The sequence below is a fragment of the Cupriavidus sp. GW821-FHT07C08 genome (genome assembly GCF_059419025.1).
Window position 1 is genome coordinate 62,419 of sequence record NZ_JBWKQZ010000031.1, and the last position, 24,379, is coordinate 86,797.

At 66.5% G+C, this 24,379-nt stretch carries 19 protein-coding genes; 14 read left to right on the forward strand and 5 right to left on the reverse strand.

Translation table 11 applies throughout. The annotated features are described in order from the left end of the window. Positions 1–77 precede the first annotated feature (77 nt). From AC07UK_RS30380 to AC07UK_RS30405, 6 genes are all read left to right on the forward strand, one after another. On the forward strand, positions 78–1,331 hold the full coding sequence (locus AC07UK_RS30380; RefSeq protein WP_494687549.1) for an aromatic ring-hydroxylating dioxygenase subunit alpha: 1,254 nt from the start codon (positions 78–80) through the stop codon (positions 1,329–1,331). Positions 1,332–1,335: 4 nt separating this feature from the next. After that, entirely contained in the window at positions 1,336–1,806 is a 471-nt protein-coding gene (locus AC07UK_RS30385) for an aromatic-ring-hydroxylating dioxygenase subunit beta (protein WP_494687550.1), read from the forward strand. A gap of 19 nt (positions 1,807–1,825) precedes the next feature. Next, the gene (locus tag AC07UK_RS30390) at positions 1,826–2,140 is read left to right on the forward strand and encodes a non-heme iron oxygenase ferredoxin subunit (RefSeq protein ID WP_494687551.1); all 315 of its coding nucleotides are present in this window, start codon (positions 1,826–1,828) and stop codon (positions 2,138–2,140) included. A gap of 31 nt (positions 2,141–2,171) precedes the next feature. After that, positions 2,172–3,425, forward strand: coding sequence for an NAD(P)/FAD-dependent oxidoreductase (locus AC07UK_RS30395; protein ID WP_494687552.1), 1,254 nt, complete (start codon positions 2,172–2,174; stop codon positions 3,423–3,425). Positions 3,426–3,464: 39 nt separating this feature from the next. Then, positions 3,465–4,841, forward strand: a complete 1,377-nt coding sequence (locus AC07UK_RS30400) for an MFS transporter (protein ID WP_494687553.1) — start codon at positions 3,465–3,467, stop codon at positions 4,839–4,841. Positions 4,842–4,981: 140 nt separating this feature from the next. Beyond that, a complete protein-coding gene (locus tag AC07UK_RS30405) occupies positions 4,982–5,233 on the forward strand; it encodes a hypothetical protein (RefSeq protein ID WP_013956612.1) in 252 nt (83 codons plus the stop codon). A 53-nt stretch (positions 5,234–5,286) separates the two neighbouring features. Here AC07UK_RS30405 and AC07UK_RS30410 read toward each other — a convergent pair whose 3' ends face one another. Further along, complete coding sequence (locus AC07UK_RS30410; protein ID WP_013956611.1) at positions 5,287–6,132, reverse strand: class II glutamine amidotransferase; 846 nt, start codon at positions 6,130–6,132, stop codon at positions 5,287–5,289. Between the two features lie 327 nt (positions 6,133–6,459). Between AC07UK_RS30410 and rpoD the strand changes: the two genes are divergently transcribed. The 7 genes from rpoD to AC07UK_RS30445 all read left to right on the forward strand — a co-directional run bounded on the left by rpoD (position 6,460) and on the right by AC07UK_RS30445 (position 17,752). Beyond that, complete coding sequence (gene rpoD, locus AC07UK_RS30415; protein WP_494687554.1) at positions 6,460–8,430, forward strand: RNA polymerase sigma factor RpoD; 1,971 nt, start codon at positions 6,460–6,462, stop codon at positions 8,428–8,430. Between the two features lie 56 nt (positions 8,431–8,486). Next, positions 8,487–9,065 carry a DUF2760 domain-containing protein gene (locus AC07UK_RS30420; RefSeq protein ID WP_436221600.1) on the forward strand — a complete coding sequence of 193 codons (579 nt, stop codon included), beginning with the start codon at positions 8,487–8,489 and terminating at the stop codon, positions 9,063–9,065. Then, positions 9,065–10,912: an Hsp70 family protein gene (locus tag AC07UK_RS30425; protein ID WP_494687555.1), complete on the forward strand. Its 1,848-nt coding sequence runs from the start codon at positions 9,065–9,067 to the stop codon at positions 10,910–10,912. Before AC07UK_RS30420 ends, AC07UK_RS30425 begins: the two co-directional genes overlap by 1 nt. Then, positions 10,905–13,715 (forward strand): Hsp70 family protein, encoded by a 2,811-nt coding sequence (locus tag AC07UK_RS30430; RefSeq protein ID WP_436221598.1) that lies wholly within the window; start codon positions 10,905–10,907, stop codon positions 13,713–13,715. The genes AC07UK_RS30425 and AC07UK_RS30430 overlap by 8 nt, the downstream gene beginning before the upstream one ends. A 72-nt stretch (positions 13,716–13,787) precedes the next feature. Beyond that, entirely contained in the window at positions 13,788–14,567 is a 780-nt protein-coding gene (locus tag AC07UK_RS30435) for a protein-L-isoaspartate(D-aspartate) O-methyltransferase (RefSeq protein WP_436221597.1), read from the forward strand. A gap of 25 nt (positions 14,568–14,592) precedes the next feature. Next, positions 14,593–17,043, forward strand: coding sequence for a spermine/spermidine synthase domain-containing protein (locus AC07UK_RS30440; RefSeq protein WP_494687556.1), 2,451 nt, complete (start codon positions 14,593–14,595; stop codon positions 17,041–17,043). Positions 17,044–17,146: 103 nt separating this feature from the next. Further along, positions 17,147–17,752, forward strand: a complete 606-nt coding sequence (locus tag AC07UK_RS30445; protein WP_436221595.1) for a J domain-containing protein — start codon at positions 17,147–17,149, stop codon at positions 17,750–17,752. Here the strand turns inward: AC07UK_RS30445 and AC07UK_RS30450 are convergent. From AC07UK_RS30450 to AC07UK_RS30460, 3 genes are all read right to left on the reverse strand, one after another. Next, positions 17,749–18,051, reverse strand: coding sequence for a hypothetical protein (locus AC07UK_RS30450; RefSeq protein WP_010811581.1), 303 nt, complete (start codon positions 18,049–18,051; stop codon positions 17,749–17,751). The genes AC07UK_RS30445 and AC07UK_RS30450 overlap by 4 nt on opposite strands. A 31-nt stretch (positions 18,052–18,082) precedes the next feature. Then, positions 18,083–18,535: a PA2169 family four-helix-bundle protein gene (locus tag AC07UK_RS30455; RefSeq protein WP_494687557.1), complete on the reverse strand. Its 453-nt coding sequence runs from the start codon at positions 18,533–18,535 to the stop codon at positions 18,083–18,085. Between the two features lie 317 nt (positions 18,536–18,852). After that, entirely contained in the window at positions 18,853–19,281 is a 429-nt protein-coding gene (locus AC07UK_RS30460) for an ACT domain-containing protein (protein ID WP_013956601.1), read from the reverse strand. A gap of 204 nt (positions 19,282–19,485) precedes the next feature. On the opposite strand from AC07UK_RS30460, the gene acs reads away from it, so the two are divergent. Next, on the forward strand, positions 19,486–21,543 hold the full coding sequence (gene acs / locus AC07UK_RS30465) for an acetate--CoA ligase (protein WP_494687558.1): 2,058 nt from the start codon (positions 19,486–19,488) through the stop codon (positions 21,541–21,543). A 35-nt stretch (positions 21,544–21,578) separates the two neighbouring features. On the opposite strand, the gene AC07UK_RS30470 is transcribed toward acs, so the two are convergent. Continuing rightward, positions 21,579–24,308 carry a UPF0182 family membrane protein gene (locus AC07UK_RS30470; RefSeq protein WP_494687559.1) on the reverse strand — a complete coding sequence of 910 codons (2,730 nt, stop codon included), beginning with the start codon at positions 24,306–24,308 and terminating at the stop codon, positions 21,579–21,581. Between the last annotated feature and the right edge of the window lie 71 nt (positions 24,309–24,379).

The window sequence follows — 24,379 nt, forward strand, 5'->3', positions numbered from 1 at the left end:
AGCCAGGATTCTATTGGTTAATTTTCCTCCGTGCACCATGATCCTTCCCAGACGAAGAGACATAGCCGGAGACAACCATGGCAATCGATTCCCAGCAAGCCGGCCCGGTCTGGGCCGACGACAGCATCAGCCGCATCCCGTTCCGCGTGTATACGGATGCGCAGCTATACCAGCGTGAACTCGAACGCTGCTTCTACCGCGGTCACTGGAACTACGTCGGGTTCGAGGCGGAGATCCCGAATCCCGGCGATTTCAAGCGCACCACGCTTGGCGAGCGCTCCGTGATCCTGGTGCGCGACCAGGACGGCGAGATCAACGTCGTCGAAAACGTGTGCGCCCATCGCGGCATGAAGTTCTGCCGGGAGCGCAGCGGCAACCGGAAGGATTTCCATTGCCCCTACCACCAGTGGAACTATGACCTGAAGGGCAACCTGCAAGGCGTGCCCCTGCGTCGCGGGGTCAAGCAGGACGGCAAGGTCAACGGTGGCATGCCCGCCGACTTCAGGCCGCAGGAGCACGGGCTCACGCAACTGAAGGTCGCAACGCGTGGTGGTGTTGTGTTTGCCTCGTTCGACCATGAGGTTCCGTCACTTGAGGAATACCTCGGGCCGGACATCCTCGGCTACTTCGACCGGCTCTTCAATGGCCGCAAGCTGAAGGTCCTTGGCTACAACAAGCAGCGCATTCCGGGCAACTGGAAGCTCATGCAGGAGAACATCAAAGACCCGTATCACCCCGGCCTGCTGCATACCTGGTTTGTCACGTTCGGCCTCTGGCGCGCCGACAACAAGGCACGCCTGGTGATGGACCCGCACTTCCGGCATGCCGCGATGGTGTCGACCCGCGGCCAGGGCGGCAAGAGCGACGTGACCTCCGGTGTGTCCAGCTTCAAAGACCAGATGGCGCTGCACGACGACCGCATCCTCGACATCGTCCACGAACCGTGGTGGGGAGAGCCGACCGCCGTGATGATGACGGTGTTCCCGAGCGTGATCTTCCAGCAGCAGGTCAACTCGGTGTCCACGCGCCATATCCAGCCCCATGGCCCGGATTCCTTTGATTTCGTCTGGACGCACTTCGGCTTCGAGGACGACACCGAGGAGATGACGCGGCGCCGCCTGCGCCAGGCCAATCTCTTCGGCCCCGCCGGCTTCGTGTCGGCCGACGACGGCGAAGCCATCGAATGCTCGCAGGAAGGCTTCTCCCAGAAGCCCTGGCATCGCGTGATCGCCGAACTGGGCGGCAAAACCGCGGAGAACACGGACCACATGGTGACCGAGACCCTGATCCGTGGCATGTACGCCTATTGGCGCAAGGTGATGGAGGTCTGACGCCATGAACTTCGCTGACTACTACGCCCTGCTCTCCCTGTTCGCCGACTACACCAGCGCCGTGGACAACGGCGACTGGGACCGCTGGCCGGAATTCTTCACCGAAGACTGCCTCTACCGGGTCCAGCCCCGCGAGAACCACGAGCGTGGCCTGCCGCTGGCAACGCTCTCGCTCGAAAGCAAGGGCATGCTCAAGGACCGCATCTACGGTATTCGCGAGACCCTGTTCCACGATCCCTACTACCAGCGGCACATCGTCGGCGCGCCGCTGATCAGGCAGGCCGACGGCGACAGGATCGTGGCCGAGACCAACTACGCGGTGCTGCGCACCAAGCCGGACCAGATGACCGATGTCTACAACGTAGGCCGCTACCTCGACATCATCGTCCGGACGCCGGCGGGCTTGCGCTTCGCCTCGCGCATCTGCGTATTCGATAGCGAGATGATTCCCAACTCGCTGATCTACCCAATCTAGTCTCTATCAGGAGTCATTCATGACCGAAACCTGGATCGAGGCAGCGCTGCTGTCCGACGTCCCGCAGGACGATGTCATCGCCGTGGCCGTGCAAGGCCAGGAGATCGCCTTGTACGGCGTGGACGGCGACGTCTACGCCACCGACAACATCTGCACGCATGGCCATGCGCGCCTGTGCGAAGGCTTCCTGGAGGGACATGAGATCGAGTGCCCGCTCCACCAGGGCAGGTTCGACATCCGCAACGGCGCTGCGAAATGCGCCCCGCTGACCGAGAACATTCGTACCTACCCGGTCCGGATCGACGGCGACAAGGTGTACCTCGACCTCAGCTGAGAGGCCGCGTCACCAACCAGAGGAGACAGGCATGGATTCCAAGCGATCAGACACCGCGACTGCCCTGGCGCCAACCGCCACCATCGTCATCATCGGTGCCGGCCAGGCTGGCGGCTGGGCCGCCCAGACGCTGCGCAATGAAGGCTTCACCGGTCGGCTCGTGCTGATCGGGGACGAGGCCCATCCACCGCATGAGCGGCCGCCCTTGTCCAAGGCCGTGCTGGCCGGCGAGGCCGCGCCCGCCAGCACGTGGCTGCTCAAGCCCGAGGCGTTCACGGCGCTCGGGCTGGAGTGGTGGCTGGACACGCGCGTCACGCGCATAGACCGGGCCGCGAAGCGCCTGGAGATGGCCAATGGAGAGATGCTGCCTTACGACAGGCTGATCCTGTGCACCGGCGGCAGGGCCCGCGCGCTCAACCTCCCGGGCGCTGGCACGGCACCCGTGCATACATTGCGCACGATTGGCGATGCCCTGGCGCTGGCGCCGGCGTTGCGGCCAGAGCGCAGCATCGTGGTGATCGGCGGTGGCTGGATCGGCCTCGAAGTCGCGGCCACGGCGCGCCGCAAAGGTGCCGAGGTAACCGTGCTCGAAGCCCAGAGCCGGCTGTGCGAGCGCACCGTGCCGCCGGAAGTCTCGGAACACCTGCTCGGGCTGCATGCCTCGCATGGCACCCGCGTCATGCTCGGCGCCAACGTCACCGGCATCGCCCCCGGCACCGGCAGCCGGTCCGTCGTGACGCTGGCCGATGGCAGCACGCTGGCTTGCCACGCCATCGTTGCGGGTGTCGGTCTCGTGCCGAACGACGAGCTTGCCCGGGAAGCCGGGTTGGAGTGCGACGGCGGCGTGGTCGTCGACGCAAGTTGCCGCACGTCCGACCCCGACATCTTCGCCGCGGGCGACGTCGCGGTCACGCCCAACCCGTGGGCCGGCCGGCGCCAGCGACTGGAATCCTGGCAGAACGCCCAGGAACAGGGCATTGCCGCCGCGCGCGCGGCGCTCGGCCTCGCGGTCGACTATCAGCCGCTGCCGTGGTTCTGGTCAGATCAGTACGGCATGAACCTGCAGATCCATGGCATCCCCCTTCCCTCGCACCGCGTGGTGGCACGCGGCACGCCCGGCGCGGACAGCTTCATGCTGTTCTACCTCGACGGCGATGTGGTCAAGGCCGCGCTCGGGTCCAACGCCGCGCGCGACCTGCGCTTCGCGCGCCGCCACATCGAGCAGTGCAAGCCGGTCGATGCCAGCCGCCTTGCCGACCCGAGCGTGCCGATGTCCAGGCAGTAAGCCCAACCATAAGAACAGACAGACCGGAGACAAGCCCCCATGCAGCAAATCGACATCCACAAGCTGGCGGACGCCGCCCGCTTCAACCGCTTCCATGCGCTCGTGCTGTTCTGGTGCGCACTCATCATCATCTTCGACGGCTATGACCTCGCGGTCGTGGGTATCGCGCTGCCTTCGATCATGAAGGACCTCGGCGTCGCCCCGACCCAGGCGGGGCTCATGGTCAGTTCCGCGCTGTTCGGCATGGTATTTGGCGCGATCTTCCTCGGCACCATGGCAGACCGGATCGGCCGCCGCTGGACGATCGCGATATGCGTCGCCCTGTTCAGCGTCTTCACCGCCGCGGCCGGCCTGGTCAAGGACCCGCTGCTGTTCAGCATGGCCCGCTTCCTGGCCGGGCTCGGCATCGGCGGCGTGATGCCGAATGTGGTCGCGCAAATGACCGAGTACGCGCCGAAGAAAATCCGGGCGACCCTGGTCACCGTGATGTTCAGCGGCTATGCTGTGGGCGGGATCCTGGCGGCGCTCCTCGGCAAGAGCCTGATCGAGGCCTACGGCTGGCAGTCGGTTTTCCTGGCGGCCGGCCTGCCTGTGCTCCTCATTCCTGTCATTCTCAGGTCGCTGCCCGAATCGATGCCCTTCCTGCTGGCCAGGGGCGACCACGAAGCGTTGCGGCGCATTGTCTCCAGGCTTGCACCGGAGCAACGGTGGTCGGCCAGCGACCGCTTCGCCTTGCCAGCGCAGGACAAGGCCGCCAGCGCGCCGATCCGGCACTTGTTCCACGAGGGCCGTGGCTTCAGCACCGTCATGTTCTGGATCGCGTTCTTCATGTGCCTGTTTATGGTGTACGCGCTCAGTTCATGGCTGACCAGGCTGATGGCGGGCGCCGGCTACAGCCTGGGTTCCGCGCTGACGTTCATGCTGGTCCTCAACCTCGGCGCGATGATCGGCGCCGTGGGTGGCGGCTGGCTCGCCGACCGGTACCACATCAAGTACGTGCTCGCCGCCATGTACGCGCTGGCCGCGGTCTCGATCACGCTGCTCGGATTCAGGATGCCGACTGAGCTGCTATTCGTCGTGGTGGGCCTGGCCGGTGCGTCGACGATCGGCACGCAGATCGTCGCCAATGCCTACACCGGGCAGTTCTACCCGACCGCCATCCGTTCCACCGGCCTTGGATGGGCCCTGGGCATCGGCCGCAGCGGGGCCATCCTCGCGCCAATCGTCATCGGGGTACTCGTCGCCATGGAGCTCCCGCTGCAGCAGAACTTCATCGCGATCGCCATTCCGGCCGTGATTGGCATGGGCGCGGTCCTGCTGATCGATCACAGGCGGTCGGCATCGGCCCGCTACGGCGAAATGAGCGCCGGGCTGCCTGCGGCGCCGCTCAGCCTGTCCATCGCGGACCGGAACTGATTCCCCAGGCCGGCGCGGCCCGGCGGGCAAACGCTCCGGGGGACAGGCGCGGGCACGGCTAGAATATAGTCATGGGAACCACGTCGGGGTCACTTTCAGGCCCCGACCCCGGTTCAGTCAGAATCAAAGAGGTTGTCACGATGAAGGCAAGAGCCTCGATCATTGCATTCGTATTGGTGACCCTGGCCACCCCGATGGCGCACGCGAGCGTGGCCGAGGACGCGCGCGGGTTCAAGAACGGCGTCAAGTCGGCTGGCAAGCAGGCCGGGCATGCGGTGCGCGACGGCGCGCATGCCATTGGCCGCGGCGCAAAGGCGGCCGGCCATGCGATTGCCGATACCACCAAACAGGGCTATCACGCGACCAAGAAGGCCGTGAGCGGTCACGAGTAAGGACTTTTCCAGCGGGGCCGGATCCTGCCGCGCTCCCTTACGCCCTTATGCCCTTAGGCCGACTGAGACGGCAGCCGCGGCACGAAGCAGCTGCGCTCGATCTCGCCACCCCGGGCCACCAGGATGGTCGCCTCGGGAATCTCCTCCCATACCCCCTGCACCTCGATCAGCGGCTCGGACAGTACCAGGAAGGCATTGTCGCCGGCGGCGATGATGCGCGGATCGTCCGGGTAAAGCGCGCGCAATTGCCGGAACGAGGTGCTGTGGAACAGCGAGCGCGAGGCCGCCTCGCTCGAATAGCGCACCGCCACGATCTGCTGGCCGTCGGTCACGCAAACGGTCATGTTGAGCGGAAACTGCACGTCGTAGCGGTGGCCGACGTCCTCGATCAGGCCGGCCATCTGCTCCAGCGCGCCGCCCGGGTCGCGCTCCAGGCCGAAACTCAGGGCCAGGAAGAACATCACCTCGGAATCGGTCGATCCCTCGATCCAGCGGAACAGGTGCGGCGCCACGGCCATCATCAGGTCGCGCCGCACCAGGGGATAGTCGCGGATCAGGCCGTTGTGAACGAACAGCCAGCGGCCGAAGCGGAACGGATGGCAATTGGTCTCCTGCGTCGGGGTGCCGGTGGCTGCGCGCACGTGCGCAACGAAAAGCGGCGCCCTCACCGCCCGCGCGGTCTCGCGCAGGTTGGTGTCGCTCCAGGCCGGATGCAGGCAGCGGTAGCGGAACGGTACCTCCGAGTGACGTCCGTACCACCCGACGCCGAACCCATCCCCATTGGTCGTGGTATGACCCAGCCGCGAATTCAGGCTCTGGTCGATCAGCGAGTGTTCCGGCTGGAACAGCACCGTTTCCAGCGGAACGGATTTGCCCGAATAAGCCAGCCAGCGGCACATGATGCTCCTCCTAGACCGGTGCGGCCCGGTGGCTTCCGGCCCACACTTCCAGTTGTAGGACGGCAACGCGCGAACGCAAAGCACGCGCAGGCTGTGACGCACCGGCTACCCTTAAACCTGCACCGGGCCCACCCGGATTCGGCGAGTTGGCGCTGCAAAGCAGCAATGGCTGTAGAATACGCGTCCTCCCCGATTCCAATGGTCACGGCGTCCGATATCGGCCCGCGCCGCACCGGTACCCTCACGAGCCTTGACAGCAGGCCCGATAGCGCACGCACAGCGTGCGCGCTGCTGTCGAAACGCGATTCACGAAGGAAACAGTAGTAAATGACAAGCGGCGCACAACGAACGGCAGCTAAAACACGAGAAGCAGGCGTAATCAAGGACCTTGGCCAGACCAGCGCAGGGTCAACGGCGCAGCCTGATCCATCGACGGAAGCCGCCGCGCGTAGCCAGCAATTGCGTGCGCTGATCCAGCTGGGCAGGCAGCGCGGCTACCTGACCCACGCAGATATCAGCGACCACCTGCCGGAGAACTTCACCGACACGGCGGCGATGGAGAGCATCGTCAGCACGTTCGCCGAAATGGGCGTGAAGATCTATGAGCAGACGCCGGATGCCGAGACGCTGCTCCTGAGCGACGGCCCGGTGGTGGCCTCGGACGACCAGGCCGATGAGGAGGCCGAGGTTGCGCTTGCGACCGTGGACTCCGAGTTCGGCCGGACCACCGACCCGGTGCGCATGTACATGCGCGAAATGAGCTCGGCAACGCTGCTCACGCGCAAGCAGGAAGTCGAGATCGCCAAGCGCATCGAGGAAGGCCTGAACAATATGGTCCATGCCATCTCGGCCTGCCCGTTCACCATCGCCGCGATTCTCGAGCTGTCGGCCAAGGTCGCCAGCAATGAAATCAGCATCGACGACCTGGTCGATGGCCTGAGCGACGAGAGTATTGCCGAAGCAGCCGTGGCGGCGGCAGCTGACGAGACCGACGACAGCGTCGATAGTGCCGACGAGGCCGATGACGATTCCGAAGACTCCGACGACGAAAGCTCGACCCAGCAAAGCAACGAAAAGGCCCTGGCCCAGCTGCGTGAGGAATGCCTGAAGCGGTTCGCGCGCGTCACCGCGCAATTCGAGCTGATGTGCCAGGAAAGCGCCGCAAATGGCGCGGGCTCGGCAGCCTTCCTGGCCGCAAGGGATGCGGTACGCGAAGAACTGCGCACGATCCGCTTTACCGCGAAAACCATCGAGCGCCTGTGCGCCAACGTCCAGGCCATGGTCGACGAGGTGCGCACGGTCGAGCGCCAGGTGGTCCAGCTGCTGGTCGAGCGCTGCGGGATGGAGCGTGAGGAGGTCATTGCCCGCTTCCCTGGCAATGAAACCAACCTGGCCTGGGGGCAGGAGCTGGTCGCCCAGTCCCGTCCGTACAGCGCGGCGGTCGCGCGGGCCCTGCCGGACCTTGAAGCGCACCAGCAAAAGCTGATCGACATCCAGGCCCGGGCGGCGCTGTCGCTGCCCGACCTGAAGGGCGTCAACCGCAAGATGCTGGCTGCCGAGCGGCAGATGCGCCAGGCCAAGCATGAGATGACGCAGGCCAACCTGCGGCTGGTGATCTCGATTGCCAAGAAGTACACCAACCGCGGGATGCTGTTCCTGGATCTGATCCAGGAAGGCAATATCGGCCTGATGAAGGCGGTCGACAAGTTCGAATACCGCCGCGGCTGGAAATTCTCCACCTACGCGACGTGGTGGGTGCGCCAGGCCGTCACGCGGGCGATCGCCGACCAGGCCCGCACCATCCGCGTCCCGGTGCACATGATCGAGCAGATCAACAAGCTCAATCGCCTGTCGCGCGAGATCATGCAGCAGACCGGCAAGGAACCCGATCCGGCGGTGCTGGCCGAGCGCCTGGACATGACCGAAGACAAGGTCCGCTCGATCATGAAGATCGCGAAAGAGCCGGTCTCGATGGAAACCCCGGTGGGCGAAGATGGCGATACCAGCCTGGGCGACATGATTGCCGACTCGGACACGGCCACGCCCGCCGACGCCGCATTGCAGGCGGGCCTGCGTGCCGTGGTGCGGGAGATGCTCGATGAGCTCACGCCGCGTGAAGCCAAGGTGCTGCGGATGCGCTTTGGCATCGATATGTCCACCGACTACACGCTGGAAGAAGTCGGCAAGCAGTTCGATGTCACGCGCGAGCGGATCCGCCAGATTGAAAGCAAGGCGATGAAGAAGCTGAGGCATCCCAGCCGGGCAGACCAGCTGATCACCTACCTGCGTGACGCCTGATACCTGCCGGCAACAGCCGCCTGGCCGACTGACACAGAGCAGACAGGAGCTTTCGGATGACTGACTCGAACCTATCTTTCTTCGGCAGGGTCTCGCTTGCCATGGGCACCTTCTTCGCCATCGTTGGCAACCGCGAACTCGCAGCCGGCGTCAGGCGCCTGCGTGACGGTGAGGGATTGGCCCCGGCGCCTGTATCGGCCCCTGCACCCGCTCCCGCCCCGGTGGCGGAAGCCGCCGCACCCGTGCTGAAGGAAGCCAGCCCGGTGGCGGCGCTGCAGTTGTTGGGACTGCTCCAGCGCGACGCACGCTTCATCGACTTCGTCGAAGAAGACATCGCCCGCTATTCCGACACGGAGATCGGTGCCGCCGCCCGCCTGGTGCACGATGGCTGCCGCGGGGTGCTGCGCGAGCATTTCACCATCCGGCCGGTGCGCGAGGAAGCCGAAGGCAGCCGTGTCACGCTGGCCGACGGCTTCGATGCCACCGCCATCCGCCTGACCGGCAACGTGGTGGGCAGCGCGCCGTTCCATGGCAGCATCAGCCACCGCGGCTGGAAGGTCGAGGAAGTCCGCCTGCCGCGTGTGGCCGAACGCCATGACGCCACCGTGATTGCCCCCGCCGAGGTGGAGCTTTGATGAGCGAAGCACGCTATGCCATCGGCATCGACCTGGGCACCACCCATAGCGCGGTCTCCTACGTCGACCTGGCCGCCAGCGATGGCGAGAAGACCAGCCAGCGCGTCCTGCCGATCACGCAGCTGACCGCGCCGGGGGCCGTCGAAGACCTGGACCTGCTGCCCTCCTTCCTGTACCTGCCGCACGCCAGCGAACTCGCCCCGGGCGACCTGGCGCTGCCATGGAACGCCGGGCGCGACTTCGCAGTGGGCGAGCTGGCGCGCAGCCGCGGCGCGGCCACGCCGATCCGCCTGGTGTCGAGCGCGAAGAGCTGGCTGTGCCACCCTGGCATCGACCGCCGCTCGCCGGTCCTGCCCAACGACGCACCGCCCGAGGTGACGCGCGTGTCGCCGCTGGAGGCTTCCGTGCGCTATCTCACGCACCTGCGTGAAGCCTGGGACCAGGCCCACCCCGAAGCGCCGTTTGGCGAGCAGGACGTCACCGTGACGATTCCCGCATCGTTCGACCCGGCCGCACGGGAGCTGACGGCCGAGGCGGCCGCCGCGGCCGGGTATGCCCGCATGACCCTGCTCGAGGAACCCCAGGCCGCGCTCTACAGCTGGATCCAGAAAAGCGGCGGCCAATGGCGCAAGCAGGTCAAGGTCGGGGACATCATCCTCGTCGTCGATGTGGGTGGCGGCACCACCGACCTTTCGCTGATCGCCGTGATCGAGCGCGAAGGCAACCTTGAGCTGCATCGTATCGCGGTCGGCGACCATATCCTGCTCGGCGGCGACAACATGGACCTGGCGCTGGCCCATGTGGTGGCGCGCAAGCTGGCGGCCCAGGGCACGCAGGCCGATCCGTGGCAACTGCGCGCGCTGACCTATGCCTGCCGCGCGGCCAAGGAAACGCTGCTCACCGACCCGGCTACCGATACCGTGCCGCTGGTCGTACCCAGCCGCGGCTCGAAGCTGATCGGCGGCTCGATCCGCACGGACCTGACCCGCGCCGAGCTGACCCAGACCATCCTGGAAGGCTTCTTCCCGCAAGTCGAGGCCTCCGCCCGCCCGGTGAGCCGGGCACGCGCCGGCCTGACGCAGCTTGGCCTGCCCTATGCGCAGGATGCTGCCATCACGCGGCACCTGGCCGCATTCCTGGGCCGGCAGGTGGCGGCGCTGACCGAAATCGAAGGCTTGCAGGGCGCACAGCCGGAAGGCGCGACCTTCCTGCACCCGACCGCAGTCCTCTTCAATGGCGGCGTGTTCAAGTCCGGCCTGCTGGCGGACCGCATCCTGCAGACCCTCAACGGCTGGCTCGCCGCGGAAGGCGCGGCCCCTGCCCGCCTGCTTGACGGCGCGGAGCTGGACCTGGCCGTGGCACGCGGCGCCGCCTACTACGGCTACGTGCGGCGCGGCAAGGGGGTGCGGATTCGGGGCGGCACCGCGCGCGCGTACTATATCGCCGTGGAATCGTCGATGCCCGCCGTGCCTGGCTTCGAACCGCCGATCCAGGCCCTGTGCGTGGCGCCGTTCGGCATGGAGGAAGGCACCGAGGCCGCGCTGCCGCCGCAGGAATTCGGCCTGGTGGTGGGCGAACCCGTGCACTTCCGCTTCTTTGGCTCGTCGGTGCGCCGCCAGGACCAGGTCGGCACCCTGCTGGACTACTGGGGGCCGGAGGAACTGCAGGAGCTGGAAGAAATCCAGGCGACCCTGCCAGCCGAAGGCCGCACCGCGGGCGAAGTGGTACCGGTCAGGCTGCATGCGCGGGTGACCGAGGCCGGCACCCTGGAACTCGAAGCCGTGCCCGGCGGCAGTGCTGAGCGCTGGAAGGTCGAGTTCGACGTGCGCGGCAGCGCCGATGCCTGAGCAAGCGGCCGGGCCGGCGACGAAGCAATACGTCGTCGGCATCGACCTCGGCACCAGCAACACCGTCGTCGCCTACGCGAAGGCCGGATCCGACGATATCCGCGTCTTCGATATCGACCAGCTGGTCAGCCCGGGCGAGGTCGCGGCCCGTCCCCTGCTGCCCTCGGTACGCTACCACGCGGCACCGGGCGAGCTCAGCGGCGACGACCTGCAGCTACCCTGGCAATCCGCCGCCAGCGCCGCCGCGCGCCGGACCGTGTTCGGCCGCCTGGCGGCCACGCTCGGCGCGCAGGTGCCCGGCCGACTCGTAGCCAGCGCAAAGAGCTGGCTGTCGCATGCTTCGGTCGACCGCACCGCGGCCATCCTGCCATGGGGCGGGGATGACGATCTCGACAAGATCTCGCCGGTCGTCGCCAGCGCCAGCTACCTGGGCTACGTGTGCGCGGCGTGGAACCACCGTTTTCCCGATGCCCGGCTCGAGGACCAGGACGTGGTCCTCACCGTGCCCGCCTCGTTCGACGAAGGCGCGCGTGCGCTGACGCTGGAGGCGGCGCGCCTGGCCGGGCTGCCCGCCCTGCGCCTGCTCGAAGAGCCGCAAGCCGCGCTCTACGACTGGCTGTTCCATCATCGCCAGAGCCTGGACACCGACCTGGCGCAAACCCGCCTGGTGCTCATCTGCGACGTGGGCGGCGGCACCACTGACCTCACCCTGATCCGGGTGGACATGCAGGACGGTCAGCCGCAGCTGACCCGCATCGGCGTGGGCAACCACCTGATGCTCGGCGGCGACAACATGGATCTTGGCCTGGCGCATCTGGTCGAGGCGCGCCTCGGGGCCGGCGGGGCCGCGCAGCCGCGGCTGTCGGCGGCCGGCCTGTCGCAGCTGGTCGCGCGCTGCCGCGCCGCCAAGGAACAGCTGCTCGGCGCGCAGGCGCCGGACTCGGTCGCGGTGACGCTGCTGGGCGCGGGCGCCAGGCTGATCGGCGGCGCACGCTCGGTGGAAGTGACGCGGCAGGAGGTAGAACAGCTTGTCGTCGACGGCTTCTTCCCCAAGGTGCCGGCCAGCGAAAGGCCAGGGCGCGCACGGGGCGCGATTGTCGAGTTCGGCCTGCCGTATGCGTCCGACCCGGCAGTTACCCGACACGTTGCGGCGTTCCTGAGCCAGCACGCTGCGCAGTCGCGGGCGGCACTGGACGCGCCACAGGCGCCGGCCGATGCCTTGCCGATGCCCGACACCCTGCTCCTCAACGGCGGCGTATTCCGGGCGCAGGCGCTGGCCGGCCGCATCGCCGACACGCTGGGCACATGGCGCGGCGCGCCGCTGCAGGTCCTGCACAATGACAATCCCGACGTTGCCGTGGCCCGGGGCGCGGTCGCCTATGCCCGGGCACGTGCCGGGCAGGCCCCGCGCATCGGCGGTGGCTCGCCGCGCAGCTACTTTCTGGTTCTCGATGATGGCGCGTCGGGGCAGCAAGGGATCTGCCTGCTGCCGCGCGGCACTGAGGAAGGCCACGAGATCCACCTCAGCGATCGCACCTTCGCCTTGCGCCTTGGCCATCCGGTGCAATTCCACCTGGTGTCCTCCGTCGCCGACACGGCCTATCAGCCCGGTCAACTGACCGACCTGTCGACCGGCGACTTCGTCCGCCTGCCACCGATTGCGACTGTCGTGCAGCCGCGCGGCGCCAGCGGCCCGCGGGAAACGCCGGTGCAGATCACCACCTCGCTGACCGAGGTCGGCACGCTCGAGGTCCACTGCATCAATATTGCGGATGCCTCGCAGCGATGGCGCCTTGAATTCCAGTTGCGTGGCAACGACGCTCAGGCTGCGGCACCAGCGCCCGATACGGCGCACCCGTCCCTGCCCCAAGCCCTGGAGGCGATCGACCGCACCTTTGGCGCGCGCTCGCAGGACGTCGGCCCCAAGGAAGTCAAGCGGCTGCGTGCGCAGCTGGAACAGCTGCTGGGTGCGCGCGAGCAATGGGACAGCGCCCTGCTGCGCGAGCTGTTCGGCGCCTTCTGGGAGCGCGCCCGGCGCCGGCGGCGCACGGCCGATCATGAACGCCTGTGGCTGAACCTGGCCGGCTATTGCGTGCGCCCGGGGTTCGGCTATCCGCTCGATGAATGGCGCGTCGAGCAACTCTGGTCGCAGTACGACCAGGGCATCCAGTACGTCAACGAAAGCCAGAACTGGTCGGAGTGGTGGACGCTGTGGCGGCGCGCGGCAGGCGGGCTGGACGAAAGCGCGCAACTGCGCCTGCTGGAAGACATGGCCTTTTACCTGCAGCCGCCCGGCAGCACCCACTACAAGAAGCCCGCCGGGCCCGCCAGGGGCGGCTATGCGGATATGGTGCGCCTTGCCGGCTCGCTCGAGCGCATTCCCGCCGACGCCAAGGTCGAGCTGGCCGAATGGCTGCTCGCCCGGCTGCGCAAGCCATCCGAAAACAGCCAGGGCTGGTGGGCCGTGGGCCGCATCGGCGCGCGCCGGCCGTTCTATGGCAGCGCGCACAGCGTCGTGCCGGCCGGGACCGCCGCCCAATGGGTGGGCGCGATCCTGGCCCTCGACTGGAAAAAGGTCGAACCGGCCGCGTTCGCCGCCGTGCAGATCGCGCGCATGACCGGCGATCGCAGCCGCGACCTGCCCGACGAGATCCGGGCAACCGTGGTGCGCCGGCTGGAAGCCGCCAACGCGCCGCCAAGCTGGATTGCCATGGTGCGCGAAGTGGTGGAACTCAATACCGCGGACGAGGGACGGGTGTTTGGGGAGGCGCTGCCCGCCGGCCTCAAGCTGATCGCGGGGTAGCGGACCAGCGCGAAGCGACTGGCAGGCGCCTCTCTTGTCACTTATCTGCGCCAGCCAGACCGATGATCTACGATGACGGTAGGCTCCTTGCCTGTCCCACTCGTGAAGCCGTCAGCGCCCCGCCCACCCCTCGCCATCCCGATTGCCACCATCGCGCTGGCCTTGTTCTGCTCGGCCACCGCCGCCGACGACGCCCTTGCCCCACAGCGCGCCGACATGGTCAGGGAGATCGCCGCGGTCGCGGCAGCGGCCGCCGCCCAGAGCGGCAGGCATGCCATCGACCCGCGCGTCATGGCCGTGATGGGCCAGGTGCCTCGCCACGAGTTTGTTCCGGACGAGCAGAAGCCGCACGCCTATGAGAACCGGCCGCTGCCGATTGGCCATGGCCAGACCATTTCGCAGCCGTATATCGTCGCCCTGATGACCGACCTGATGATGGTCAAGCCTGGCGACACGGTGCTTGAGATCGGCACCGGCTCGGGCTACCAGGCCGCGGTGCTGACCGGGCTGGCGCGCGCGGTTTACACCATCGAGATCATCGAGCCACTCGGACGCCAGGCCTGCGACCGCCTGAAGCGGCTGGCCTACCGGCAGGTGGCGTGCAAGGTGGGCGACGGCTACTACGGCTGGGACGAGCACGCGCCCTTTGACGCCATCGTCGTCACCGCGGCGGCCAGCCATGTGCCGCCGCCGCTGATCCGGCAACTGAAGCCAGGCGGCCGCATGGTGATCCCGGTGGGCGCCCAGTTCCTGACGCAGTACCTGCTGCTGGTAGAAAAGTCCGCGGACGGCACCGTTTCCACCAGGCAGATCCTGCCGGTCAGGTTCGTGCCGCTGGTTGGCAAGCACTGAGGCATCAGCCCTGCCAGCTGACGCCATGCCCCGCCCCCCGCTGTTCGCCCTGGCCTTGCTCTCTGCCGCCGCGCTGGGCTACGAGATCCTGCTGATGCGGCTGCTGTCCATCATCCAGTGGCATCACTTCGCCTACATGATGATCAGCCTGGCACTGCTGGGCTATGGCGCGGCGGGTGCGCTGGTGGCACTGGCGCAGCGAACGCTGGTCCGCCATTTTGTCCCCGTGTTCGCGGGCGGGGCCTTGCTGTTCGGCGTCAGCGCGATGGCCTGCTTCGCCCTGGCCCAGCACGTGGCGTTCAATCCCCTGGAGATCCTGTGGGAGCCATCGCAGCCGCTGCGCCTGCTGCTGATCTACCTGCTGCTGTTCGTGCCGTTCTTTTGCGCCGCCACCAGTATCTGCCTGAGCTTTTCCCGCTTCACCGAGCAGGTTCCCCGCATCTACAGCTTCGATATCCTTGGCGCCGGGCTCGGCAGCCTGGGCATCATCGTGGCGCTGTTCGCGCTGCACCCGGTCGATGCCCTGCGGCTGGTCGGCACGGCAGGCATGGCGGCGGCGGCGCTGGCATGCGTGGAATGCCGCTGGCATCGGCCCTGGCTGCCCGCGCTGCTGCTGTTGGCGGCAATCGTTCCGGCCGGCGTGCCAGGTGACTGGATTGCGCTGCGGCCGTCCGAGTACAAGGAGTTGAGCCAGGCCCTGCGCATCGGCAACGCGCGCGTGGTGGCGCAGCGCTCCAGTCCCCTCGGCCTGGTCACGGTGGTCGAGAGCCCCTCGATCCCGTTGCGGCATGCGCCCGGGCTGAGCCTCAATGCCAGCCAGGAGCCGCCAGCGCAACTGGCCGTGTTTACCGATGGCGACGGGCTCAGTGCGCTCAACCGCTATGACGGCCGGCGCGAACCGCTGGCCTACCTGGACGACCTCACCTCTGCCCTGCCTTACCACCTGCTGCGCGATCCGAAGGTGCTGGTGCTGGGCAGCGGTGCGGGGGCGGACGTCTTGCAGGCGGTCTATCACCACGCCAGCGCGGTCGATGCCGTGGAACTGAATCCGCAGGTGATCGACCTGGTGCAGGGCCGCTTCGCCGCGTTTTCCGGCAAGCCGTACAGTGCGGCCGGTGTCCGTGTCTTTACCGGCGAGGCGCGCGGATTCCTGGCGGCCAGCACGGCACGCTACGACCTCATCCAGGTGGCCCTGCTGGATTCATTCAGCACCTCATCGGCCGGACTGTACGCGCTCTCCGAAAGCTATCTCTATACCGTGGAGGCTTTCCAGGGCTACCTGCGCCATCTTCGGCCCGGCGGCCTGCTTGCGATCACGCGCTGGGTCACGCTGCCGCCGCGCGACATACCCAAACTGCTCGCCACCGCCGTGGCCGCCATGGAAGGCGCTGGCGTGCCCGAGCCATCCCGGCGGCTGGCGCTGGTCCGTGGCTGGAAGACGGCCACGCTGGTGGTCAAGAACGGGGAATTCAGTGCAGCGGACCTTGCCGCCCTCGCCAGCTTCTGCCACGCCCGCTCCTTCGACGTCGAATACTATCCCGGCATCCAGCCCGCCCAGGCAAATCGCTACAACGTGCTGGACCAGCCCTACTTCTTCGACGCCGCGCAGGCCCTGCTCGGCCCCGAACGCGACCGCTTCCTGTCCCGCTACAAATTCGACGTGCGGCCCGCCACTGACGACAGGCCGTACTTCTTCCATTTCTTCAAGTGGCGCACGCTGCCTGAACTGCTGTCGCTCAAGGCGCAGGGCGGCCTGCCCTTGCTGGAATGGGGCTATCCGGTGCTGGTGGCCACGCTGCTGCAGGCCACCGCCCTGGCCTTGCTGCTGATCGTGGTCCCGCTCTGGATCCTGCGGCGGCGCCCCCGGCCGCAGCCCGCCGCGGGGCCTGGCGGCAATGGCGCTGCCGTGCGGCGCTTGCCCGAATGGCGAGCCGGCTGCTACTTCCTGGCGGTCGGCCTCGGCTTCATGTTCGTGGAGATCGCCTTTATCCAGAAATTCATCCTGTTCCTGAGCCACCCGCTCTATGCGGTCGCGGTGGTGCTGTGCGCCTTTCTCTGCTTTGCGGGACTGGGTAGCCGATACGCCCAGCGCATGCCCGCGCGCGCTGGCGATGACCGCGGCAGGCGGCAGGCGGCGCTGGCCGTCAGCGGCATCTGCGTGGCCGCGCTGGTCTACCTAGTGGCGCTGCCGACGGTCTTCAGGCTGCTGATCGGGTTGCCGGACCCGGCCAGGATAGGCGTCTCCGTGCTGCTGATCGCGCCGCTGGCGTTCCTGATGGGAATGCCGTTCCCGCTCGGCCTGGCCCGGGTCGCGGCCCGCGACGAAACGCTGGTGCCCTGGGCATGGGGCATCAATGCCTGCGCCTCGGTGGTGGCGGCGGTCCTTGCCACGCTGGTCGCGATCCACGTCGGATTCACCGCGGTGGTGCTGGTGGCGCTGCTCCTGTACGCTGCCGCGGCGCTTGCGTGCCCGTGAACCGGGGCCGGGATCGATCTCGCATGCCATGGCTGCGGGTCACCCCGTGCTAGGATGGATGCCCGCCCGGCAGCCGCCCACCAGACAGACGCCCAATCTGCCCATGACCACCCTCTACACGACCCTCGGCGTGCAACCGGACGCCACCCTGGACGAGATCAAGCGCGCCTACCGCCGCGCCGCGATGAAGTGGCACCCCGACCGCAACCTTGGCCGCGAGGCTGAGGCGCATGCGGCATTCCAGGAAATCCGCGACGCCTACACCATTCTTTCGGATGCCGGGCAGCGCCAGATCTACGACGAGGTTTTCGAGCGGGAGATGCGGCGCTGGCAGGCCGAGCGCGAGGCCCAGGAAGAACAGGAGCGCGAGGCGCAACGCGAGAGCCAGCGCATCGCGCAGGAACACTACGAGAAAATGCTCGGTATCGCGATGCGCTTTGCCGACGACGGCCACAACCGCGACGTCATCTTCGGCGTGCTCCTTGGCCGGGACTGCGACGCGGAACTGGCGGCACGCATCGCGGACAGCATATGGGCCCTGCAGGAGTCGCGGCGGGCAAGTGCGCGGGCCGCGCACGCGCCGGACACCGAGGCCGCCCAGGCGCCCGCCGGGGCGGGAGCTTCAAACCCCGACGAGGCGACGCGGCCCAGGCGTCACGCCGGCGCCTTCGATTCGTTCTGGCACGGCTTGTTCGGCATCCGTTCCTAGATGTCGGGGGCGACCAGGAGCCCGCTTTTCACCGTGTGGATCAGTGCAAGGCGATCTTCCACTGCCTTGCGCAGGACCTCGCGTCCCCTGAACGGATCGGTCAGGTAACTGGCGTACTGGCTTGCCCGAATCTGCACCTTGAGATGCATCGTCGTCGGTCCGCTCTCCGGCCATGTCACCAGGAACGCCGGATGGCTGTCTGCGCACTCAACGAAAGCAGCATCAGGGGACGGGAAACAGGAGTCAGCGCCCTGGGCAAGAAACTGGAGATCCTTGTCCTTGAACTCGTAGGTTGCCATTTCTTTCTCCCATCGCGCGCAAGCCGGGCCGTCAGTGAATCTGCATCCCGCGCATGGCATGAATCCGGCCATGATGCTGCATCAACGCCTCGTACTGGCGCTGAAGCGCGGCGCTGGCCTCAGGTGGCAGCGGCTTCATCATGACGGACTGATACTCGCGCCTGGCGGCATCTTCCTCGTGCTCGCACATTCCCATCACTGCGTCGTCGTTGTTCGGCTGCAGCATGTGGCGGAACGCCATCCAGCGGCGGAACAGCATGCCATTCATGCTGCCCCGGTCAGCTGGCGCGCCGCCCATGGCGCTGACCATCGACTGCAATTCCTTCACCGACGCCCGGTACGATTCCGCGGTGCTGGTCAGAATGTCGCGCAGCGCTGCATCATGCACTTCGCTGGCTCCGCTCATGCAGGCCAGTTCGCTGTCCTTGCCAGCCTCGATCAGCTGGTTGAGTGCGAGGACAGTTTGTTGCTGGTTGTCGCCCATGGAAGTCTCCCAACATGCATGCCGGCGACGTGCGGCTTCGGCGCAATTCGCCAGGATCGTCAAAGGAGGAAGCGCCACGGCGCTAGCGGCGGTGAGAAGGTCGTCGGAGACGCCATCAACATGAGCCAGCCGGGTCGCGCCGGGCCCCATCTGCCTGCTCGTTAAGAGGCGAGGCGTGATTCCATGATAGGAGATGGCCGGGCCCCGGCGCGAAGGCATCGCATGCCGAGGAGCCCGCTACGGGCGTGATCTGCGAGTCCCGCCGGGCGAGGTTGCCATCGGCTTGTGATTGTCTGTATTTCGCCCCGCGGCGAGCTTCAGCCCTTGCCCAGGATAGCCATTGCCTTGTTCGCATCGTCGAGGGAGTCCATCGACACGTACGCGACAAACTGTACTCCGATGACAGAGGCGGAGAATCCGCGCAGGTTGATTCCGCCTTGCGCAAGCTTGCGGGTCAGCTCAGCCACGATGCCGGGCCGGTCCCCGCCCATGATACGCACCGAATGCAGGCTGTGCGTGACATTGAAGCCGACCTGGGCAGCGGCACGGATTTCCCTGTCATTCTGCAACGGTGTCACGAACACGACACCCTTGCCGGGGTCCTCCGGCGTGCGGCGCGCAATGGCGAATTGCAGGTCCGCGCCGGCATCGCGCAAGGTCTCCAGTACCTCCGCGAGGCCGCCGGGCCGGTCCGGTATGGTTGCCGCCCACACGTCCACGCGTTCCACAAGAAGATCGTTGGTCATGGCTCATTCTCCAATGCACCCACTACGAATCTAGCGTATGGCGGCCGGCAGGCAAGCTCTGGCTCGGCGGACAGCGGCAGGCCGATTTCCTGGCAACTCCCCGTGCCCGGACTTAATATGGACTAGTCGTTTCCGGCAGCTATCGCAGGATAGTGGCACCGACACTACCTGGATGGATGCCATGGAAAGTGAAGGGGAATCGTCATGTCTGAAGGCAAATCGCCACGCCATGCTGCACAGCAGGAATTGGCCGATGTGTCCGAGGCCGAAATCGCGGTCCATTGGCCTGAGGAGGACTATGTCCCGCCGGCCGGCCAGTTCATTGCCCAGGCCAATCTGACTGATCCCCACATTTTCGAGCGCTTCTCCCTCGATCGTTTCCCCGAGTGCTTCAAGGAGTTCGCAGACCTGCTGGACTGGTACAAATACTGGGAAACGACAGTGGATACCAGCAACCCGCCTTTCTGGCGCTGGTTCGTCGGCGGCAGGATCAACGCCTGCCACAACTGCGTGGATCGCCACCTCGCCGCGTACAGGAACAAGACCGCGATTCATTTCGTGCCCGAGCCGGAGCATGAGGCGGTGCATCACCTCACCTACCAGGAGCTCTTTGTTCGCGTCAATGAACTGGCCGCCCTGCTGCGCGAGTTCTGCGGCCTGAAGGCCGGCGACCGCGTCACGCTGCATATGCCGATGGTGGCCGAACTGCCCATCACCATGCTCGCATGCGCGCGCATCGGCGTGATTCATTCGCAGGTATTCAGCGGCTTCAGCGGCAAGGCCTGCGCCGAGCGCATCGCGGACTCCGAGAGCCGGCTGCTGATCACCATGGACGCCTATTACCGCGGCGGTGAATTGCTCGATCACAAGGAAAAGGCCGACATCGCCGTGGCAGAAGCCGCCAGCGCCGGTCAGCAGGTCGAGAAGGTCCTGATCTGGCAGCGCTACCCGGGCAAGTATTCCAGTGCCGCCAAACTGGTGAAGGACCGCGATGTCATTCTCAATGACGTGCTCGCCGGGTTCCGCGGCAGGCGTGTCGAGCCCGAGCCGATGCCGGCGGAGGCGCCGCTGTTCCTGATGTACACGAGCGGCACCACGGGCCGGCCCAAGGGCTGCCAGCATTCCACCGGCGGCTATCTGTCCTACGTGGCGTGGACCTCGAAGTACATTCAGGATATCCACCCCGAGGACGTCTACTGGTGCATGGCCGATATTGGCTGGATCACCGGGCATTCCTACATCGTCTATGGCCCGCTCGCGCTTGCCGCTTCGTCCGTCGTCTATGAAGGTGTGCCAACCTGGCCCGACGCCGGCCGGCCCTGGCGTATTGCGGAAAGCCTTGGCGTCAATATCTTCCACACCTCGCCCACCGCAATCCGCGCGCTGCGGCGCAACGGGCCCGACGAGCCGGCGAAGTACGACTGCCATTTCAAGCACATGACCACGGTGGGCGAGCCGATCGAACCCGAAGTCTGGAAGTGGTACCACCGTGAAGTCGGCAAGGGCGAGGCGGTCATCGTCGACACCTGGTGGCAAACCGAGAATGGCGGCTTCCTCTGCAGCACGCTGCCGGGCATCCACCCGATGAAGCCCGGCAGCACGGGCCCGGGGATTCCGGGCATTCATCCGGTGATCTTTGACGAGGAAGGCAAGGAGATCCCGGCCGGCTCGGGCAAGGCGGGCAATATCTGCATCCGCAATCCCTGGCCGGGCATATTCCAGACCGTATGGAAGGATCCGGACCGCTACGTGCGCCAGTACTATGCGCGCTACTGCAGGAATCCCGACAGCAAGGACTGGCGCGACTGGCCGTATATGGCGGGCGATGGCGCAATGCAGGCGGCGGACGGCTACTTTCGCATCCTTGGCCGCATCGACGATGTGATCAACGTTTCCGGCCATCGCCTCGGCACCAAGGAGATCGAATCGGCAGCACTGCTGGTGCCAGACGTCGCCGAGGCGGCGGTGGTGCCGGTGGCCGACGAGATCAAGGGCAAGGTGCCTGATCTCTATGTGTCGCTCAAGCCGGGACTGTCGCCTTCCACCAAGATCGCGAACAAGGTCTCGGCCTCGGTCGTGTCCCAGATCGGCGCGATTGCGCGTCCGCATCGCGTCGTGATTGTTCCCGACATGCCCAAGACACGCTCGGGCAAGATCATGCGCCGCGTGCTGGCGGCGATCTCCAACCACCAGGAGCCTGGCGACGTGTCCACACTTGCCAATCCGGAGGTCGTCGAGAAGATCAGGGAGCTGGCGACATAGGACGGCACTCCTGCCGGCGGCTCCCGGCAGGCCGCTCACTTCCGCACATCGGCACCCCCGGCCCCGAGCGCCTCAAGCAGCGGCCGCAAGGCATCGAGTTCCGCACCGAAGCCGCTCCAGTCCCCCGCCTTCAGGCGCGCGATGGCACGGTCATAGTGCGCGAGTGCCTCGCGGGCGCGGGCATTCGCTGCGCCCTGCGCCGGTAGCGCCGCCGGTGCGGATTCCTTGAAGAGGGCCGCAAGGGCTGCGCCGAGGGTGTCCTCCATGACTACGCGATCGCCATAGGCGGCGATCACCCGCTTGAGTTCGGGCAACTGGCCGGACTCCGCACGCAGGTAGAGCGGGGAGACATAGAGGATGGAGTTCTCGATCGGCACGACCTGCAGATGGCCGCGGATGACGCGCGAGCCCATCTGGTTCCACAGGGAAATCTGCTGCGAGATCTCGGTATTCTGCTGGATGCGCGCCTCGATCTGGAACGGCCCGTAGACCAGCTTTTCCTTGGGGAAGGTGTAGGCGACGAGCTTGCCGTAGTTGGGCGGGTCGGAGCGCGCCGCCAGCCAGGCGATCATGTTCTCGCGCTGGCTCGGCACCATCGGCAGCATGAGGACGAACTCGGCGCGCGGTTCGTCCGGCAGCCGCAGGATCATGTAGTAGGGCATCATCCGCGCGGCGGGCATGTTCCCTGTGCTCATGCCTGTCAGCTGGCGTGGGAACTCCCACAGATCCTCGCGGTTATAGAAGACCTCCGCCGCTTCCATGTGGTAGGCGCGGTAGATCTGCGCCTGGATCAGGAACAGGTCTTCAGGGTAGCGGATATGCCGCTGCAGGTCCTGCGGCATGGCGCCCAGCGGCCTGAACATGCCCGGGAAGATGCGCTGGTACACCTGCAGGACCGGATCGGCCGGGTCGCTGATGTAGAAGTCGACCGTGCCGTTGTACGCATCGATCACGACCTTGACGGCGTTGCGGATGTAGTTGTCGCCGCCACCGGTGCCGGGCTGCGAATAAGGGAACCAGCCGCTGGTGGTGTAGGCGTCCTGGATCCAGTAGAGGCGCCCGTCGCTCGCGACCACATAGGGGTCATGGTCGAGGGTGAGGAACGGGGCAATCGTGTGCACGCGGTCCCGGATGTTGCGATGGAGCAGGATGCGGCTTTCCTGCGTGATGTAGCCGCTCAGCAGGATATTGGGATCGCCGAGCTGCCAGGCGAACAGGGTCCGGCGCGCCATGCCGCCGATGTCGATGCCGTCGCGCCCGCGGTAGGCCGTATAGACGTTGTCCTTGCCCTTGGGGTAGTCGAACTCGGGCACGCTGCCTTTGACGATGACATAGCCTCTGCCGCCTTCACCGAAGTAGAGGCGCGGCTCCTGGATGACCGGGCCGCCGTTGGAGAGCGGGGGAATGTCATGCAGATAAAGCGAGGGCAGGCCTTCGGCGGATTTCTCGGTGACCGGCGACATCACCACGCCATTGCCATGGGTGAACAGGAGATGCAGGTTCACCCAGGTCTGGGCATTGGCCGGAATCAGGGCCGGCTCAAGCTCCCGCGCCGACAGCATGACCTGCTGGTAGCCTGCGCCGAGCTGGTAGCGGTCGATGTCCGTCGCGAGGAACTTGTAATAGGTCCTGATCTCCTGCAACTGCGCATAGGTATCGCGCAGCGGCTGCAGATCCCACAGGCGGATGTTGTCGATGGTCGGGCGATTGGCCTGGAGCGAGGCGAGATCCAGGCTCTGTTCGACCGGGAACGGCTTCACCTCGATCTGCGTCACGCCATAGGCTTCCCGCGTCAGCGCAATATTGTGTTCGAGATACGGCGTCTCCAGTTGCAGCTCGTTCGGCTTGACATAGAAACGCTGGAACAGTGCCGGCCAGATCGTGCCGAGCAGTATTGCGCTGCCGACCACCAGGAGGGCCGCGGCCGCAGGCACCCGATAGTCCCGCCAGCGCATATTGGCCCATGAAGCGGCGGCAGCCGCGGCAGCCAGGCCGACTTGCAACCACAGGACCGGCAGCCCGACATGGACATCGGTATAGCTCGCGCCGACCACGACGCCGTTGTCGCCGTAGAGCAGCATGAAGCGGTCGAGCCAGTAGGACCACGCCTGCAGCGCGAAGAACAAGCCGAGCAATGCCGAACCATGGATGGCGGCCGCCATTGAAAGCCCGCGCGGCGGCCGGACCAGCGCAATGTCGCCGCGCAAGCCGTAGACCACGCCGGCAACCACTGCGCTGCAGCTCAGCAGCAGGAGCAGCCAGTTCCTGAGGGCAAGATACGCCGGCAGCGAGAAGACGTAGAAACCGATGTCCTTGCCGAAGACCGGATCGGTCTTGCCGAAAGGCACCTGATGGATATAGCGCAGCGCAATGGCCCAGCTCGACAGTTCACCGACGGCCATGAGCAGCCCCACGAGGACTGCGGCGCCGGCAATGGCGGCGCGCCACGGAAGGCGCGCTGCGATCTCGCCAATCGGCTGGCCCAGGACCTCCGGCCTCCAGGCTTGCGCCTGACTCGCGCAGCGGTGCGCGAGCCAGCCCGATACCCAGAGCGCGCCTGCCGAAACGGCGAATACGGCAAGGAACAGAAGCGCCTGGGTGGCGAACATCGTGCGGAACACCCCGGCGTAGCCAACCGAAGCAAACCACAGCCAGTCAACAACGAGGCCGGCGACGCGACCGAGAGCGATCAGCGCGACGATGACGGCCACAACCCAGGTCGCAAGGCGTCTCAGGCGCGTGGCGTCCGTCGCAGGCGAGCGCATCGATCAAGCTCCTTTGCGGCACCGTCGCCCGAGCTGCTGCGCAGCCATGCATGGATCCAGGGCAAATCGTG